The 17039-nt window shown below is 39.8% G+C and carries 17 protein-coding genes; 4 read left to right on the forward strand and 13 right to left on the reverse strand.

The genetic code is table 11. The features are described 5' to 3' along the window. From D8787_RS02805 to D8787_RS02820, 4 genes are all read right to left on the reverse strand, one after another. A complete protein-coding gene (locus D8787_RS02805) occupies nt 1-354 on the reverse strand; it encodes a DNA topoisomerase I (RefSeq protein WP_125420623.1) in 354 nt (117 codons plus the stop codon). Between the two features lie 24 nt (nt 355-378). Next, complete coding sequence (gene upp, locus D8787_RS02810; RefSeq protein ID WP_000515974.1) at nt 379-1008, reverse strand: uracil phosphoribosyltransferase; 630 nt, start codon at nt 1006-1008, stop codon at nt 379-381. A gap of 88 nt (nt 1009-1096) precedes the next feature. Beyond that, nucleotides 1097-1564: a deoxycytidylate deaminase gene (locus D8787_RS02815; protein ID WP_000136974.1), complete on the reverse strand. Its 468-nt coding sequence runs from the start codon at nt 1562-1564 to the stop codon at nt 1097-1099. Nucleotides 1565-1582: 18 nt separating this feature from the next. Beyond that, nucleotides 1583-2140 carry a TetR/AcrR family transcriptional regulator gene (locus D8787_RS02820; protein ID WP_000004136.1) on the reverse strand — a complete coding sequence of 186 codons (558 nt, stop codon included), beginning with the start codon at nt 2138-2140 and terminating at the stop codon, nt 1583-1585. Nucleotides 2141-2264: 124 nt separating this feature from the next. On the opposite strand from D8787_RS02820, the gene D8787_RS02825 reads away from it, so the two are divergent. Genes D8787_RS02825 through D8787_RS02835 form a run of 3 tightly spaced genes read left to right on the forward strand, consistent with a single transcriptional unit; the run spans nt 2265 to nt 4910 of the window. Then, nucleotides 2265-3110, forward strand: coding sequence for a DegV family protein (locus D8787_RS02825; protein ID WP_125420625.1), 846 nt, complete (start codon nt 2265-2267; stop codon nt 3108-3110). Nucleotides 3111-3167: 57 nt separating this feature from the next. Next, complete coding sequence (locus D8787_RS02830) at nt 3168-4340, forward strand: NAD(P)/FAD-dependent oxidoreductase (RefSeq protein WP_125420627.1); 1173 nt, start codon at nt 3168-3170, stop codon at nt 4338-4340. A gap of 48 nt (nt 4341-4388) precedes the next feature. Beyond that, nucleotides 4389-4910, forward strand: a complete 522-nt coding sequence (locus tag D8787_RS02835) for a DUF1697 domain-containing protein (protein ID WP_125420629.1) — start codon at nt 4389-4391, stop codon at nt 4908-4910. A 41-nt stretch (nt 4911-4951) separates the two neighbouring features. Here the strand turns inward: D8787_RS02835 and D8787_RS02840 are convergent, their stop codons facing one another. Further along, entirely contained in the window at nt 4952-5692 is a 741-nt protein-coding gene (locus D8787_RS02840; RefSeq protein WP_125420631.1) for a MerR family transcriptional regulator, read from the reverse strand. Nucleotides 5693-5927: 235 nt separating this feature from the next. Between D8787_RS02840 and D8787_RS02845 the strand changes: the two genes are divergently transcribed. Next, complete coding sequence (locus D8787_RS02845) at nt 5928-7268, forward strand: sodium-dependent transporter (RefSeq protein ID WP_125420633.1); 1341 nt, start codon at nt 5928-5930, stop codon at nt 7266-7268. A 40-nt stretch (nt 7269-7308) separates the two neighbouring features. Here D8787_RS02845 and manA read toward each other — a convergent pair whose 3' ends face one another. From manA to D8787_RS02890, 8 genes are all read right to left on the reverse strand, one after another. Next, nucleotides 7309-8253, reverse strand: coding sequence for a mannose-6-phosphate isomerase, class I (manA, locus tag D8787_RS02850; protein ID WP_102210692.1), 945 nt, complete (start codon nt 8251-8253; stop codon nt 7309-7311). A 258-nt stretch (nt 8254-8511) separates the two neighbouring features. Continuing rightward, the gene (locus D8787_RS02855) at nt 8512-8772 is read right to left on the reverse strand and encodes a SemiSWEET family transporter (RefSeq protein ID WP_125420635.1); all 261 of its coding nucleotides are present in this window, start codon (nt 8770-8772) and stop codon (nt 8512-8514) included. Between the two features lie 251 nt (nt 8773-9023). Next, the gene (locus D8787_RS02860; protein ID WP_125420637.1) at nt 9024-10598 is read right to left on the reverse strand and encodes an ATP-binding cassette domain-containing protein; all 1575 of its coding nucleotides are present in this window, start codon (nt 10596-10598) and stop codon (nt 9024-9026) included. 513 nt (nt 10599-11111) lie between these two features. Beyond that, the gene (locus D8787_RS02870) at nt 11112-11459 is read right to left on the reverse strand and encodes a VOC family protein (protein WP_125420641.1); all 348 of its coding nucleotides are present in this window, start codon (nt 11457-11459) and stop codon (nt 11112-11114) included. A gap of 254 nt (nt 11460-11713) precedes the next feature. After that, a complete protein-coding gene (gene spxB / locus D8787_RS02875) occupies nt 11714-13489 on the reverse strand; it encodes a pyruvate oxidase (RefSeq protein ID WP_125420643.1) in 1776 nt (591 codons plus the stop codon). Nucleotides 13490-13852: 363 nt separating this feature from the next. Further along, on the reverse strand, nt 13853-16096 hold the full coding sequence (locus D8787_RS02880; RefSeq protein ID WP_125420645.1) for a heavy metal translocating P-type ATPase: 2244 nt from the start codon (nt 16094-16096) through the stop codon (nt 13853-13855). Between the two features lie 9 nt (nt 16097-16105). Beyond that, entirely contained in the window at nt 16106-16477 is a 372-nt protein-coding gene (locus D8787_RS02885; protein ID WP_125420647.1) for a cupredoxin domain-containing protein, read from the reverse strand. Between the two features lie 10 nt (nt 16478-16487). Beyond that, nucleotides 16488-16883 (reverse strand): CopY/TcrY family copper transport repressor, encoded by a 396-nt coding sequence (locus tag D8787_RS02890; RefSeq protein WP_001167204.1) that lies wholly within the window; start codon nt 16881-16883, stop codon nt 16488-16490. Nucleotides 16884-17039: the final 156 nt, after the last annotated feature.

The raw sequence follows: 17039 nt of genomic DNA on the forward strand, positions 1-17039 counted from the left end.
TTATTTTTTCCAATTAGAAGGAGAAAATCCAACATACTTTCTCCCTTTATACTCTAAATGTTCCAATTTTCCAACGATATCTTGTTCTCTTTTATTTATAGTATAGGGAAATCGAATCACTTTATCACTTAGTAAATCGTTTATTTCTTGTTCAGAAAATTCATGATTACCCCATTTATGTTTAAAACGAACTTTCTCCCCATTCCAAACACCAACGACATAATGGTTGCTATTACTACGTTGCCATTCATATGATTCATCTAGATAATCATCCATGGCTTCATTAACTAAATCATCGTAAGCCTCGGCAAGATTTTCCTCTACACCTAAAATATCTTCCCAATCAATTCCCATGTCAAATTTCTCTCTTCTTTATTCTTATTTCGTACCGAACAAGCGGTCCCCAGCATCTCCAAGTCCTGGAACGATATAACCGTGTTCGTTCAAACGTTCATCCAAGGCTGCTGTAAAGATTTCTACATCTGGATGAGCTTCTTGGAGGGCTTTTACACCTTCTGGAGCAGATACAAGGCAGACAAATTTGATATTTGATGCGCCACGTTTTTTAAGGGAATCAACAGCCAAGATTGCTGAGCCACCTGTTGCCAACATTGGGTCTACGACAAAAATTTGACGTTGGTCAATATCTTCAGGCAATTTCACCAAGTACTCAACTGGTTGAAGGGTTTCTTCATCACGGTACATACCAATGTGACCAACTTTAGCAGCTGGAACCAAGCTCAAGAGACCATCAACCATCCCGATACCTGCGCGCAAGATTGGAACGATGGCCAATTTCTTACCTGCCAATTGTTTTTGAACTGTTTTTGTAATTGGTGTTTCGATTTCCACATCTTCTAGTGGAAGATCACGAAGTACTTCATACCCCATCAACATTGCAATCTCATCTACTAGCTCACGGAAAGCTTTTGTAGAAGTATCTGTACGACGCAAGATTGACAATTTGTGTTGAATTAGTGGATGATTAATAACTTCAATTTTTCCCATTTTTGGAATTCCTTCTTTCAATTTATTCTTCTTATTATACCAAAAAACGGTTTAAAAATCTTTCTAAACCATTTATTTTTGATAATTTTTACATTAAATCTGCCTCTTTAAGAGCTTCCTGTACGGTCTCAAGTGGTAAATGGGTCAATTCTGTCCCTTTTTCTTGATAAAGGTATTGGGCATAGTCGTCCATTCGGTACTGGTTGATATAAACCACGCGCTTACAACCGACCTGAAGCAATTGTTTCGTGCAATTCAGACAAGGAAAATGCGTCACATAGGCTGTAAAGCCTTTAGGAACACCACGTTCAGCACCTTGAAGGATAGCATTGACCTCAGCGTGAAGGGTGCGAACACAGTGGCCTTCAATAACCAAACATTCGTGATCAATACAATGCTCGGTTCCTGACACCGAACCATTGTAACCAGTGGAAATTACCTTATTATCCTTAACCAGAATCGCACCCACTTTGGCACGTTTACAAGTGGATCGATTGGCAATTAGTAGGGCTTGGGCTGCAAAATACTCATCCCATGCTAGTCTTTTTTCAGTCATATCTTTTCTCCTTTTTCTCTATTTTTTAAAAAATGGTAACCGTAAATCCGCAATCTTTTCAGCAGGTACCTTCATGCCATCCTTGATCCATTTTAGAAGGACAGAGACGATAGCCGAGCTCCAGAAGGAATGAAGATAAGAGCTGACACCTTTTGATTTTCCATGGTATTTCTCTAGAAATTCCTGCATAGCTTGGACAAAGATTTTTTCCAGATGGTAATCCAAGGCCAGTTGAATCACTCTGGCTTCCTTTCTTGCCTCTCGGAAAAGGTGAACCCAGACCAAATAGAGGTCTGTCTTTAAATCATAATGATGTAGCTGTTCCATGATATTGTGGACAGTTCGTTTGAAGACGCTTTCTAAAATCTCCTCTTTGGAATCATAATTGCGATAAAAGGCCGCACGCGAAACGCCTGCACGTTTGACCAATTCAGAAATACTAATCTTGGTCAAGTCCTTTTTTTCCAAGAGTTGCAAGAGGGCTGTTTCAATGGCTTCTCTGGTTAGTAAATTAGATTCTTGATTTGATTTTCTGAGATTTTCAAGAGATTTTTCAGAGATTCTACGTTCAGACATAACATTTTCTTTCTACTTGTCACAACAGACAGATGAGGCTTTTGTTTCAAGGGCTTTCATGATATAATTGTAAAAAAAGACAGAACCTTTGTCAATGTATAAATGGCAAAGATGGAGAATTTCTATGACTTGGAAGATTATTGCTGACTCTGGTTGTGATTATCGTCAACTGGCAAGACCAGCTATCGATACAACCTTTGTAAGCGTCCCCTTAACCATTCAAATAGCTGATCAGGTCTTTGTTGATGATGCCAATCTTGACATTGACCAAATGATGGAAACTATGTATGCAACCGCAGAAGCTTCAAAATCAGCTTGTCCAAGCCCAGATGATTATTTGCGAGCATTTGAAGGTGCCAAAAACATTTTCCTAGTAACCATCACTGGCACTCTTTCTGGTAGTCACAATAGTGCTCAACTGGCCAAGAATATTTATCTTGAAGACCATCCTGATACTAAGATTCATGTGATTGATAGTTTGTCTGCTGGCGGGGAAGTTGACTTGCTCGTAGAAAAATTAAATGACTTGATTGACCAGGGCCTATCTTTTGAAGAAGTGGTTGAAGCTATCACAGCTTATCAAGAAAAAACCAAGTTGCTTTTTGTTCTAGCAAAGGTCGATAACTTGGTTAAAAACGGCCGTTTGAGTAAGCTTATCGGAACTGTTGTTGGTCTCCTTAACATTCGCATGGTTGGGGAAGCTAGTGAAACTGGAACCCTCGAATTGCTACAAAAAGCAAGAGGTCCAAAGAAAGCAGTTCAAGCAGCCTATGAAGAGTTGGTGAAGGCTGGATATGCTGGTGGCCGTATTGTCATGGCCCAACGCAATAACGAGAAATGTTGCCAACAGCTTTCAGACCGAATCCGTGAAACCTTCCCACAAGCGGATATCAAAATTCTCCCAACATCTGGTCTCTGCAGTTTTTATGCAGAAGATGGTGGTTTGCTGATGGGATATGAAATTGATTAATTGCATTCTTGACAAGAGGTGACCATCATCTCTTGTTTTTTGTGGTACAATAGAGCTATGAAACATTTTGATACTATTGTCATCGGTGGGGGACCTGCTGGTATGATGGCTACGATTTCCAGTAGCTTTTATGGACAGAAAAACCTCCTCATCGAAAAAAATCGGAAACTTGGAAAAAAATTAGCTGGGACTGGTGGGGGACGTTGCAATGTGACCAACAATGGTAGCTTGGACGACCTGCTAGCTGGCATCCCTGGAAATGGTCGCTTTCTCTACAGTGTCTTCTCCCAATTTGATAACCATGATATCATTAACTTTTTTACTGAAAATGGGGTTAAACTTAAGGTCGAAGACCACGGGCGCGTCTTTCCTGCTAGTGACAAGTCTCGGACTATTATCGAAGCCTTGGAAAAGAAAATCACTGAGCTAGGTGGTCAAGTTGCTACTCAAACAGAAATTGTTTCGGTTAAAAAGGTGGATGACCAGTTTGTTCTTAAGTCACCTGACCAAAGCTTCACTTGTGATAAACTGATTGTCACAACTGGTGGGAAATCCTATCCTTCCACTGGCTCAACTGGTTTTGGACATGAGATTGCCCGTCATTTTAAGCACACCATTACCGAGCTTGAGGCAGCTGAGAGCCCATTGTTGACAGATTTTCCACATAAGGCCTTACAAGGGATTTCTCTGGATGATGTGACACTAAGTTATGGCAAGCATGTCATCACTCACGATTTGCTTTTTACCCACTTTGGTTTGTCTGGCCCTGCTGCCCTACGTATGTCTAGCTTTGTCAAGGGTGGGGAGGTTCTCTCGCTAGATGTTTTGCCTCAACTTTCTGAAAATGACTTGGCTGCATTTCTAGAAGAAAATCGGGAAAAATCCTTGAAAAATGCCTTAAAAACTTTGCTTCCAGAACGCTTGGCAGAATTTTTTGTGCAAGGCTATCCTGAAAAAGTCAAACAGCTTACTGAAAAGGAACGAGAACAACTTATCCAGTCTATCAAGGTCCTCAGAATCCCTGTGACTGGAAAAATGTCTCTTGCCAAATCCTTTGTTACCAAGGGGGGCGTCAGTCTCAAAGAAATCAATCCTAAAACTCTGGAAAGTAAACTAGTCCCTGGACTCCACTTTGCGGGCGAGGTACTGGATATCAATGCCCATACGGGTGGCTTTAACATCACTTCTGCCCTCTGCACTGGCTGGGTGGCGGGATCAAACCCAATCTAAATCTAAATTATTCAATGGAACAATCAGCCCCAAAAGAAAGGAACTACTTTGGAACATATTATCTTGTTAAGGGGAGTTACTCCTAATGGAAAAAATGCTATCCCTAAAATGTCTTATCTAGTAGATATCTTGACAGAAGCTGGTTTTCAACAAGTTCGAACCTATATTCAAAGTGGGAATATCATTCTTGAAAGTGACTTAGATTTAGAAACAATACGAGAACAGGTTCATACTCTAATAAAGGAAAAAATTGGTGCTGACTTAAAAATGGTCATCAAGAACAAAAGTGATTTTAAAAAAATTGTCCAAGAAAACCCGTTTGGAGAACACTATCTTTATGACCGTGTACACGTGATTTTTTATCAAGAAGCCATTCAAAGTCTCCCTTTAGAAAAATTAAAAATGGATTACGGTGAAGAAGAAATTTGTATCGGTAACCATTGTCTTTACCTCTATCTCCCTAGAACTGCAAAACAAAAGAAACTCCATACCAACTATCTTGAAAAACTTTTCAATGTAGATTTGACCATGCGAAAACTAAATGTGGTAGAAAAATTATTAAGCAAGTAGTGCTTGAATTTAGTAAAAATCGGAAGAATACTCCTCCGATTTTATTTTGTCTTAGTTTGGACATAGTGGATAATGACATCTGATGTGTACTGGGCTGTCCCAGGTTCAAATTTGTCAATATTTTCCTTAAACTCTGGGTTATAGACATATCCCTTACCGATATGACCGAATACTTCAATAGTACAATCAAATCCATAAGTACGGATGGCTTGCAAGAGTTTAGCAGCCTCTTCTTGATTTTCGGTTGCTGTTACAGGTAGACCAGCTTGAAGATTTTGTGACAAGGCTCGAAAGACTTGATTGAAGGCAGCCGTAGCTTCGTCTTCGTGACCTTTCTGGCGCTCCAGCGCTTGGTCCATGACTTCTTGTCCATATTTCTCTACCGCCTCTTGGTGGTATTTTTGATGGTCTTGGTAGTTAAATCCAGCAAATTTCTCTTGAATGCTCATTTCTCTTTCTCCTTTTTGTTCTTGAATGGTTTTTTGCAAGGTGGAAATCAAGGTATCCAGATGTTGCCTTTCTCGAGTCAAATAGTCCAACTGCCTAGTCAAATGAGGCAATAAATCTGTCCTTTCTTCCTTTAATAGCTCTGCTATTTTTTCTAAAGAAAAGCCTAGATATTTATAGTAAAGAATGACCTGAAGGCGTTCCAAATCCTCCTGACTGTAGGTTCGATAGCCATTTTCCGACTTTAAAGGAACCAAAAGTCCTATCTTATCGTAGTGGTGTAGGGTCTTGACAGAGACGCCCGAAAGCTGGGCAGCTTCTTTTATATGGTACATGATTTCCTCCTTACATTGATAGTATAACCCCTCCCCTTAGGTCAGAGTCAAGCGTTTTTGCGAATTTTTTTTACTTTATCATAACATGAAAATGGTTTTCTTGACAGACCTTAGAAAACATGATAGGATAGTCAAGTCTATCAATCAAAAGAAACGCTCATCTTGAGTACTTATCAGGCTATTTGCCAAGGGCAGTAGCTTTTTCTTTTGTAATACTAATTTTAGGAGTTTAACTATGTCTGAAAAATCGCAATGGGGTTCTAAACTGGGCTTTATTCTAGCATCTGCTGGTTCAGCCATCGGACTTGGTGCCGTTTGGAAATTCCCCTACATGACTGCTGCTAACGGTGGAGGAGGCTTTTTACTGGTCTTTCTCATCTCCACTATTCTAATCGGTTTCCCTCTTTTGCTTGCAGAATTTGCCCTCGGCCGAAGTGCTGGTGTCTCAGCTATCAAAACATTTGGAAAACTGAGCAAGAATAGCAAGTACAACTTTATCGGTTGGATTGGTGCTTTTGCCCTCTTTATCCTCTTATCTTTCTACAGTGTTATTGGAGGATGGATTTTAGTCTATCTAGGCATTGAGTTTGGAAAATTGTTCCAATTTAGCGGAACTGGTGATTATGCTCAATTATTTACTTCAATCATTTCAAATCCAGCCATTGCCCTAGGAGCTCAAGCGGCCTTTATCTTATTGAATATCTTTATTGTATCACGTGGTGTTCAAAAAGGGATTGAAAGAGCTTCTAAGGTCATGATGCCCCTGCTCTTTATCATCTTTGTTGTCATCATTGGGCGCTCTCTCAGTTTGCCAAATGCCATGGAAGGGGTTCTTTACTTCCTCAAACCAGACTTTTCAAAACTGACAAGTGCTGGTCTCCTCTATGCTCTAGGACAATCTTTCTTTGCCCTCTCACTAGGGGTTACAGCCATGCTTACCTATGCTTCTTATTTGGATAAGAAAACCAATCTAGTCCAGTCAGGAATTTCTATCGTAGCAATGAACATCTCGGTGTCCATCATGGCAGGTCTCGCCATTTTCCCAGCCATGTCAGCCTTCAATATCCAGTCTGAAGGGGGACCTAGCCTGCTCTTTATCGTCTTGCCTCAGCTCTTTGACAAGATGCCTTTTGGAACCATTTTCTACATCCTCTTCCTCTTGCTCTTCCTCTTTGCGACAGTCACTTCTTCTGTCGTGATGCTGGAAATCAATGTAGGCAATATCACCAATCAGGACAACAGTCAGCGTGCCAAGTGGAGTACCATTTTGGGAATCTTGACCTTTGTCTTTGGCATTCCTTCAGCCCTATCTTACGGTGTCATGGCGGATGTTCACATCTTTGGGAAGACCTTCTTTGACGCTATGGACTTCTTGGTTTCCAATCTCCTCATGCCATTTGGAGCTCTCTGCCTTTCACTTTTTACAGGCTATATCTTTAAAAAAGCTCTTGCTATGGAGGAACTGCATCTTGATGAAAGAGCATGGAAACAGGGACTGTTCCAAGTCTGGCTCTTCCTTCTTCGTTTCGTCATTCCAATCATCATCATCGTGGTCTTTATCGCCCAATTTATGTAATCAAAAAGGACTTGAGTAGTGAACTCAGGCCCTTTCTTTTTTATGGATGGCTAACAATCAATTCCAAACCTTGCCCTTCCAGGGTCCACGCTTCAACATCACTTGGTAGGATAAAGTGGCTCCCTTTTTGGATTGGATAATTTTTTCCTTCAACAGTCAGTTGACCTTGACCAGCTAAGACACTAAACAAGCTGTAGTCAGCTGTCTTTTCGAAGTCAACTTTCCCAGTAATTTTCCACTTGTAAACTGCAAAGAAATCATTGGATACAAGGAGAGTGGAACGCAAATCATCTGCTTTGACAGTTACAGGACGGCTATTGGCAGGCTCGCCAATATTCAAAACATCGATAGATTTTTCAAGGTGAAGTTCACGCAAGTTGCCCTTGTCATCCTTGCGGTCAAAGTCATAGACACGGTAAGTTGTATCGCTAGACTGCTGGGTTTCAAGAATCAAGATGCCAGCCCCAATAGCATGCATGGTGCCACTTGGCACATAGAAGAAATCTCCAGCCTTAACAGGCACTTTTGTCAGCAAGTCCTCCCAGTTTTTATCCTCGATTTGCTGACGGAGTTCTTCTTTTGACTTGGCATTGTGACCGTAGATAATCTCTGAACCTTCATCCGCAGCGATGATGTACCAGCATTCTGTTTTTCCGAGTTCGCCTTCATGCTCTAGTCCATAAGCATCGTCTGGGTGAACTTGGACGCTGAGCCAGTCGTTGGCATCCAGAATCTTTGTCAAAAGCGGAAATACAGGTTCTGGACGATTGCCAAACAATTCACGGTGTTCTGCATACAAAGTTGCTAGGTCTGTTCCCTCGTAACGACCATTTGCCACCTTTGAAACTCCATTTGGATGAGCTGAGATGGCCCAGTATTCCCCTATTTTTTCACTTGGAATGTCGTAGCCAAACTCATCACGTAGCTTGGTTCCACCCCAGATTTTTTCTTGCATAACTGATTGTAAAAATAATGGTTCTGACATCTTCTTCTCCTGTCTGATTTTTCTCCCCTCATTATAGCAAAAAAAGAGTTCGAATTGAACTCTTTTTAACATCTTATAAAGTAGGGAGAAAATTTTATAAAAATAGTAACGATATACTTTTTTCTTTGATAGAGACGAACATAAAAGACTCTTGTAAAGCTAGCTGTCACTGGACTTTTTCCCTCAACTCTCATTCAAAAATTACTTTAATGAAGCATCTATTTTCATAAACGAACAAAACTGAAACCAGTCTTCTTTTTAAATCAAAGCTGTAATAGCCGTCACAAGGCCAAAAACAATACCTGTAGCATTGGCAGCAGCAAGGGGAATATCTCTTTCTTTCTTGAAAAGACCGTAGTAAATCCAAGGACTACAGTTGATGACAGCAACCAAGGTCTGGATGAAATTTCCTTTTTGACCAGCCAGATTGTTCATAATTTGTGGGAAGTAAGACACATACATCATAACAGACATGAAGGTCGCTACCCAACCCAAAACTTTCATTTGTTTTTCGGACATTTTCAAAACCTCTTTTATTCTTTTATGCTTTTTATTTTATAATATGATGCAAAAACAAGTAAGAGTTTGAGAGTTTTGTTATAAAAATATAAACTATTACAATCTTGTGATAAGAAAGAAGAATGAAGCCAGGAAAAGTATATATAATCAGAAAAACGCATATTATTATGTATTGAAAAATCTTGATACTGGGTGTTTTATTGCTGAAATATTTACTTTATTTTCTGATAAAACTGACTTTTAAACCAGATTCAATATTTTCCTAAATCTACAACTTGTTGATATCTACTTTCATCATCAATATGATGGGCAATTTCTAACATCATTACAGGAAGAGAAAATAGTAGTTCATGTACCATGAAGGCGTTTTCTTTATCTAGGGCTGCGGTCACTTCATCAGCCAATAACAGATTTTTTCTACGAAGAAGAAAACGTGCCAATTCAACCCTTACTCTTTGTCCCCCAGAAATATTCTCCCCGTTATTCTTGATAATAAAATCCAACCCACCCGTCAATTCAAAATCTAGTTTGACTTGTTTCAAAACAGCAAGCAACTCTTCCTCAGAAAATTCTTGTCCTAATGTCAAATTATAACGCACTGTATCGTTAAAGAGAAATGGGTGTTGGCTAATAATTCCTATACTGGATACAAAACTTGATGTACATTCATTAACAGTTGTCACACCGATAATTTCTCCCTCATCTGCTATTTCTTCTCCAGTAATGAGTCGAAACAAGGTTGACTTACCACAACCACTCGGTCCTTTGATTAAAACTTTCTGACCTGCTTGAACATCCAAATTTAGATGAGTAAAAAGTTGTCTGTCACCATAGGATTTACTTAAATTTTTAATGTGCAGAGCATTCAATTCTTGCGCATCTTTTTTATCTATCTGTTTTACATCTCCAATTTCTAATACTCCAAAAATCTTATCTGCTGTCGTTTTTGCCCCTTGTATATCTACAGCATCATACATAATAGTCTGAATAGGGCTCACTAGCTGACCTGCTGCGATGTACATGGCAACAAGACTTGCCACTGACACTTTCTGCCCAGCCATAGCAAAGTAAAAACCTAAAACAAGTGGTAAAACTTGGCTTAAAAAGACCATGAAACCGTTGCAAAAGAAAATTATATTATGGGTAAAGCAAAATTTTTGAATGGCTAGTTGATAATTTCGATTAATCTTCCAAAATCTGTTCTGATTTTCAGAAATTGCTTGGTTCATGAGTATAGTATGTGCTCCTCGGATACTATCAGATACTTGATTATGCACTTCTACTCTGCCTTGAGCCATGTCATCACCAGTATGTTTGAGTCTTTTATTCATCAAGAACTGAGGAATAGGACGTAAAATAGTGAAAAAGACAAAAATACTACCTAGTAACAAATTTTGCGAAATAATATAAATTGCTGTTAGTAATGCTACAAAGCTCCAGCAAATGATATTAACGTATTTTTCTAAGTAATTATCCCCCAAATACTCCATATCTTGTGTGAGCATGGTGATTTTTTCATCTTCGTTAAAATCTTTATTTATCATCAGCTTGTCAAATAAATCTGCCCTCATATTCATTTGAATTTCACGCCGAAAAACATTATGTGTATGATTACAAAAGAGCATTAAGCTATACAAGACGAAGTATACTGTAAAGCCAAAAATAGCAAACTGTATGATTTTAGAATAAGTCAGTTCTCCTTGATTTAAGGACAAGGCTTGTGAGACGACTAAGGGTTGAGCAAGAGCTAAACCTCCATTTGCCAGTGCACCGATGATAGTATAAAACTTCGTTTTCTTATCCAGATAGTGAAATATTTTATTCATAATGCCCTCCTAGAAAAATAGAGAGACTAGCCGCCCTCTCCATTTTTATATAAACTTAACAAATATTACAATTATTGCTTACAACTTCAACTTTTTTGCAACCTTTTTGTTTTTCTTAACAGACATTTTTTGCTTACCCCTCTCTAGTCCACATCTAAAATCTCTTCATAGCAACCAAAAATAGCATAAAGTGCTAGATTTTTACGGATTTTCTCTTGCATATTCTTACAAATTACAGAAGAGCTTAATTTCGTAATATGCTTGGCCATTGGACAAAATTCTGATTTACAAACTAAAACAAAGGGACATGTTTTACAGTCTTCTCTAACAGACAGAAAGCAGCCTTTCATATGAATCTTGTTTTATACTGTTATGTTTTTATTATAAGATTTTAGAAAAATGCTGTCAATTGCTTTATATGAAAAAGACCGGATTGCTCCGATCTTTCAATAGTTCATATTCTCACATTATGTTTTAAGAATAATTAAGGTTATCTTCAAATGACTAATCGCCTTATTTCATACGATAAAAATCAAGCACTAGACCAACAGGACCTTTAACTAATAAGGACTCTGTTCCCCAATCGGTTACAGTTGGTCCGTGTAAAACCTTTATACCAAGCTCGTTCAACCGTTTGTAGTTCTGGTCGACATCCTCAACCTCGATATGAAGAATGATCCCTGACTGAAAATCTTCCAAAGGAATCAAATGATTTTGGGACAACATCAGACAGTGACTGCCAATCGTAAACTGAGCAAAACTGTCATCAACATAATCTGACTTTTTATCCAAGATATGCTCCAAGTCAGCACAGACTTGGGGAACATCTGAAACAATAATATCTAATTGATTTAAATTCATTTACTCTCCTCCATAAAAAGACCGGATTGCTCCGATCTTTTTATGTTTCTCTCTATGAAAATCAAAGAATAAACAAGGTGAAACCAAGTTTGATGGCAAATCTTAGCTCATCAAACTACGAAAAATCCTTTGGGACTTTTTCTAGGCTCCACACTAGATTCCATCATTGAAATTTATGGTTTCAATGATGGAATCGTCGGCAGTAATCTAATAAAGAAGTCTATAAATTTATCTTTGATTTTCGACGAGAGAAATTATTTAATTACGCGTGATTGCAAACCTTCTTCTTCCAAGAAGAGACGGAATGGTACGAGTTCTTCTGCTTCGTATTTTTCCTTGAAGGCTTTGATTGCTTCTTCTGAGTGAAGTTTTGGATCCAATTCAAGTACTTCTACTGGAAGTGGACGGTGTGGAGTGATGCGAGCATCGATAACAACAGTTTTACCTTCTTTGTTCAATTTAACAGCTTCTGCAACCACTGCATCAATGTCTTCGATACGGTTTACTGTAAATCCAACAGCTCCTTGAGCTTCAGCAATTTTAGCGTAGTCAGCGTTTGTGAAGTCACAACCAAACAAGTGTTTGTTTGTGTCTTCGTATTTGTCCTTGATGAAGGCATATTTATCATTTGAGAAGACAACGTTGATAACTGGAAGGTCGTATTGAACGTTTGTGATAACGTCTGGGTAGCACATGTTAAATGCTCCATCACCCATGATGTTCCATATTTGGCGATCTGGATTGTCTTTCTTAGCAGCGATACCACCAGGAAGGGCAATACCCATTGTCGCAAAGAGTGGAGATGTACGCCACATGTTCTTAGGTGTCATGTGAAGGTGACGAGTAGATGTTTGAGTAGTGTCACCTACGTCGATTGAATAGATAGCGTCTTGATCAGCATGTTTGTTGATTGCATTGTAAACTTGGTACAATTGCAATTCACCCTCAGTTTTACCTTCGAGTTTGTTCATGTAATCACGCCAGTTTTGGTTGTTCTTAACGTTTGCACGCCACCATGGAGTTGATTCAACTGGGTTTACTTTGTCAAGGATAGCTTTAGCTGCTTGACCTGCGTCACCAAGGATTGAAGCGTCAAGGGCATGGCGTTTACCAAGTTTGTAAGGGTCGATATCGACTTGGATGAATTTTTCAGTGTTCTTGAATGCTTCGTAAACTTCAGCAAATGGGAAGTTTGAACCAAGGAAAAGAACTGTGTCTGCTTCAAAGACCACTTCGTTGGCTGGTTTCCAACCAACACGGTAAGCAGAACCTGTCAAACCTTCATAGTTCCATTCAAAAGCTTCAAAGTTTTTACCAGTTGTGATGATTGGTGCTTTGATTTTACGTGACAATTCAGTGATCACTTCACCAGCTTTAACACCACCGTAACCAGCATAGATAACTGGACGTTCAGCATTGTTCAAGATTTCAACAGCTTTGTCGATTTCAACTTCGTTCAAAGCAGGAGCGATGAATGAACGTTCGTATGAACCTGATCCATAGTATGAGTTTTCGTCGATTTCTTGGAAACCGAAGTTTACTGGGATTTCAACAACAGCTGGACCTTTTTTAGAAACTGCAGCACGGCAAGCTTCGTCGATTACTTTTGGTAATTGCTCAGCGTAAGCTACACGTTTGTTGTATACAGCGATACCGTTGTACATTGGGTTTTGGTTCAATTCTTGGAAAGCATCCATGTTCAATTCGTTAACTGGACGTGATCCAAGGATCGCTAGGAATGGAGTGTTATCCATAGCTGCATCGTAAACACCGTTAATCAAGTGAGTCGCACCTGGACCACCTGAACCAACTGCAACCCCGATTGAGCCGCCGAATTTAGCTTGCATAACCGCTGCAAGAGCACCTGTTTCTTCGTGGCGAACTTGCAAGAAGCGGATATCTTTGTCTTCAGCCAAAGCGTCCATCAATGAGCTGAGTGTTCCTGATGGGATACCGTAGATTGTGTCTACGCCCCATGTTTTCAATACGTTAAGCATTGCTGCAGATGCAGTAATTTTCCCTTGAGTCATAATGATAACTCTCCTTCAAATATTTTTAAATTTACTAAGAAGCATTCAGATAAATTATGAAAACGCTTTTAGCAAATTTATTACAATTCTAATTTACCACATTTAATTTTAGTTTACTAAGAATCTGCTCAGAAGTTTTTATTCTCTATTGCAGTACAGTTTAAAAACGTTTTTAGATTCTGTTTTATAATACTCAATGAAAATTAAAGAGCAAACTAGGAAACTAGCCGCAGGTTGCTCAAAGTACAGCTTTGAGGTTGCAGATAAGACTGACGAAGTCAGTTACATATATCTACGGCAAGGCGACGTTGACGTGGTTTGAATTTAATTTTCGAAGAGTATAAAAAGCGAGCAAGCCCGCTTTTAATCTATTTTACTAAAGTTTAGCAGAAGGGAACTAGTCAGAACAGATACAGAACTAAAGGCCATGGCTAGACCTGCCAGTTCTGGGTTAAGGGCCAGTCCAACACCTGAAAAGACTCCTGCTGCTATCGGAATTCCGGCGACATTGTAGATAAAGGCCCAGAAAAGATTGAGCAGAATTCGATTAAAGGTTTTCTTACTCATGTCGAAGGCACGCACCACGCCTAGGAGGTTATTGGTTGTCAACACCAAATCTGCTGACTCGATAGCAATATCTGTTCCAGCTCCCATAGCAATTCCCACATCCGCTACACTGAGGGCAGGAGCATCATTGATACCGTCCCCAACAAAGGCTACTTTGCCAGTCGCTTGTAGTTTATGAATTTCATGGGCTTTTTCTTCTGGCAAGACACCTGCAATGACCTCTTCGATTCCAATCTGATCTGCAATAGCACGCGCCACACCTGCATTGTCTCCTGTCAGCATGACTGTTTTAAGACCACGTTTTTTCAACTGACCGATGGCAAGCTTGGCATTTTCCTTAGGAATATCTTGCAAAGCAAGCAATCCTTTGATTTCATTGTCCACAGCCAAAAACACAACTGTCTTAGCTTCTTTTTCCAGTTCTTCTAGTTTTTCTTGATAAATGCTAGAAATACTCATGCCATCCAGCATTTTAGCATTTCCAAGCAAAACTTGTTTTCCAGCTATTTGCCCTGAGACACCTTTTCCGTGCAAGGCTTGGAAATTTTCAACAGTGTGAAACTCAAGTCCAGCTTCACTCGCTCGTTTCACAACGGCTTCAGCCAGTGGGTGTTGAGAAGCTTCTTCCAAGGAAGCTGCCAATCCAAGCACTTCTACTTCGTCGCCGATGATATCTGTGACCACAGGTTTCCCTTCAGTCAAAGTCCCGGTCTTATCAAAGACGATAGTTTGAACTTTCTGGATTTCCTGTAGAACCGTTCCATTTTTGAGGAGAACTCCCATCTTGGCACTGCGTCCTGTCCCCACCATAAGGGCTGTCGGTGTTGCAAGTCCCAAGGCACAAGGGCAGGCAATAATCAGAACTGCTACTCCATAGAGAAGCGAAGACACAAAGCTCGCTCCAAGCACAACTACACTATCCCTGAGCAAGACGAACCAAACCCAAAAGGTCACAATCCCTAAAATGACAACTGCTGGGACAAAAATCCCTGAAATTTTATCCGTCAAGTCCTGAATAGGCGCACGACTTGTCTGAGCTTTCTTCACAAAATCCACAATCTGAGCCAAAACAGTCTCTGAACCAACTTTTTCTGCTCTAAAAACAAGTGTTCCACTATTATTGATGGTTGAACCAATGACGGTATCTCCAACTGTCTTGTCCACAGGCAGACTCTCACCTGTCACCATAGACTCATCAATACTAGAGATACCTTCTACTACGACACCATCAACCGCAATCTTTTCACCGGGACGCACTCGAATCAGGTCACCTACCTTGACTTGCTCCAAAGGGACTTGAACATAGTTATCCTCACGCAAGACTTCTGCAGTTTTAGCCTGCAAGTCAAGTAATTTCTCCACAGCTTGGGAAGTATTTTTCCGCATTTTCTCCTCAAAAACGGCTCCCATAAGAACGAAGAAGAAGATAAATGCAGCACTTTCAAAGTAAACGGGGAGGCCAGCGAAGAGGGCAACTAAGCTATAGAAATAGGCCACTAGGGTTCCCAGAGCAACCAAGGTATCCATGTTGGCATTGTGCTTTTTAAAACTAGCCCAAGCACTTTGGATATAAGGACCACCTGCTACTAGCATAATCGGTGTTGTGGCTAAAAAGGTGCCCCAACGCATGACTTGGTGACTAATTCCTCCTGTCGACATCCCAATCATGAGAATCACAAGAGGTACAGTAAAGATACTAGTAATCCAAAAACGCTGTAAAAGTGATAGAGATTTTCGAGTCTTCTCAACTACGGTATAACTCCCCTTTTGCATCTTCATGCCACAAGAAAATTCATGTTGACCTAATTCTTGAGGTGTAAAACGAATGACTTTCTCCTCATCTACGCCGATTGGTTCCAAGATGCCTTCTTCTTCAAACAGAATTTCCTTGTAACAGTTTGAAGGTGTCACACGGTGAAAGGTGATCTCAGCAGGAACTCCTTTTTGCAGTTGAATGTGGGCTGGATGGTAGCCTTTGTCTGCCGTGATACGGATTTTTTGAACACCATTTTCAAGACTTGCTTTTACAATTTCAGTCATATCATTCTCCTATTCTACAATCATCTTACCGTGCATCATATTCATGCCACAAGAGAAACCATACTCTCCAGCCTGCTCAGGCGTGATTTCCACTACATACTCTTCACCCATTGGCAGGTCCGCATGTACACCAAAATCTGGAAAAACAATTTGGTCCAAACATGGTGAAGGATCCTTGCGGTCAAAGACAATGCGGGCTGGTACTGATTTCTTGAGGATAATCAACTCAGGCGTATAGCCCCCCATGACCTCCACTCGAATCTCTTGGTAGCCGTTTTTTTGCTGGGCCTTTTGTCCAGATTTTTCAGGCTTTTTGAAAAACCAAAACCAGATAAACGCGATAAGGGCAATACAAATAATGGTTACAATAATATTCAACATGACGTCTCCTTTACATACAATTACATTTTACTTCTGTTACAGCGCTTGATTTCTTCTCAGAAATCACAGCTTCCAAGTCTTCCAAGTCAGCCTGAGTAAAATCACATTCAGCAATCAAATCAGCCAGCAAGTTCTTAATCCTACGAGAACAAACCTTGTCCTTAATATCTTGGACAAGTAAATCCCGACTTTGGTCCAAAGTTAAAAGGGCTGAATAGACAAAGGACTTGCCTTCTTTTTTTCGAGTCAAACACTCTTTCTCAACCAAACGAGCCAAAAGAGTTTGAATGGTCGACTTGGACCAGTCGAACCGCTCCGCCAGAACCCTAATCAAATCTGTACTGGTCTGCTCTCCTTGCATCCAAATAATCTTCATGACCTGCCATTCTGCATCTGAAATCTGCATCATCATACCTCCAAAATCTACATTTGTCAATTACAGTTATTAGTATACTCCTATAATCTACATTTGTCAATTATGAAATTAATCTTTTCTTTGAAAAATTGAATTTTAACCATTTGATGAGAGATTTCCAGTCAAATCTTACTATATAAACTATAA

The organism is Streptococcus mitis (assembly GCF_003944325.1).
GTDB lineage: Bacteria > Bacillota > Bacilli > Lactobacillales > Streptococcaceae > Streptococcus > Streptococcus mitis_CW.

Bases quoted from the DNA above. Each gene is read 5' to 3' on its own strand.
- D8787_RS02805 (WP_125420623.1), bottom strand. From the start codon at position 354: ATGGGAATTGATTGGGAAGATATTTTAGGTGTAGAGGAAAATCTTGCC.
- upp (WP_000515974.1), bottom strand. From the start codon at position 1,008: ATGGGAAAAATTGAAGTTATTAATCATCCACTAATTCAACACAAATTG.
- D8787_RS02815 (WP_000136974.1), bottom strand. From the start codon at position 1,564: ATGACTGAAAAAAGACTAGCATGGGATGAGTATTTTGCAGCCCAAGCC.
- D8787_RS02820 (WP_000004136.1), bottom strand. From the start codon at position 2,140: ATGTCTGAACGTAGAATCTCTGAAAAATCTCTTGAAAATCTCAGAAAA.
- D8787_RS02825 (WP_125420625.1), top strand. From the start codon at position 2,265: ATGACTTGGAAGATTATTGCTGACTCTGGTTGTGATTATCGTCAACTG.
- D8787_RS02830 (WP_125420627.1), top strand. From the start codon at position 3,168: ATGAAACATTTTGATACTATTGTCATCGGTGGGGGACCTGCTGGTATG.
- D8787_RS02840 (WP_125420631.1), bottom strand. From the start codon at position 5,692: ATGTACCATATAAAAGAAGCTGCCCAGCTTTCGGGCGTCTCTGTCAAG.
- D8787_RS02845 (WP_125420633.1), top strand. From the start codon at position 5,928: ATGTCTGAAAAATCGCAATGGGGTTCTAAACTGGGCTTTATTCTAGCA.
- manA (WP_102210692.1), bottom strand. From the start codon at position 8,253: ATGTCAGAACCATTATTTTTACAATCAGTTATGCAAGAAAAAATCTGG.
- D8787_RS02855 (WP_125420635.1), bottom strand. From the start codon at position 8,772: ATGTCCGAAAAACAAATGAAAGTTTTGGGTTGGGTAGCGACCTTCATG.
- D8787_RS02860 (WP_125420637.1), bottom strand. From the start codon at position 10,598: ATGAATAAAATATTTCACTATCTGGATAAGAAAACGAAGTTTTATACT.
- D8787_RS02870 (WP_125420641.1), bottom strand. From the start codon at position 11,459: ATGAATTTAAATCAATTAGATATTATTGTTTCAGATGTTCCCCAAGTC.
- spxB (WP_125420643.1), bottom strand. From the start codon at position 13,489: ATGACTCAAGGGAAAATTACTGCATCTGCAGCAATGCTTAACGTATTG.
- D8787_RS02880 (WP_125420645.1), bottom strand. From the start codon at position 16,096: ATGACTGAAATTGTAAAAGCAAGTCTTGAAAATGGTGTTCAAAAAATC.
- D8787_RS02885 (WP_125420647.1), bottom strand. From the start codon at position 16,477: ATGTTGAATATTATTGTAACCATTATTTGTATTGCCCTTATCGCGTTT.
- D8787_RS02890 (WP_001167204.1), bottom strand. From the start codon at position 16,883: ATGCAGATTTCAGATGCAGAATGGCAGGTCATGAAGATTATTTGGATG.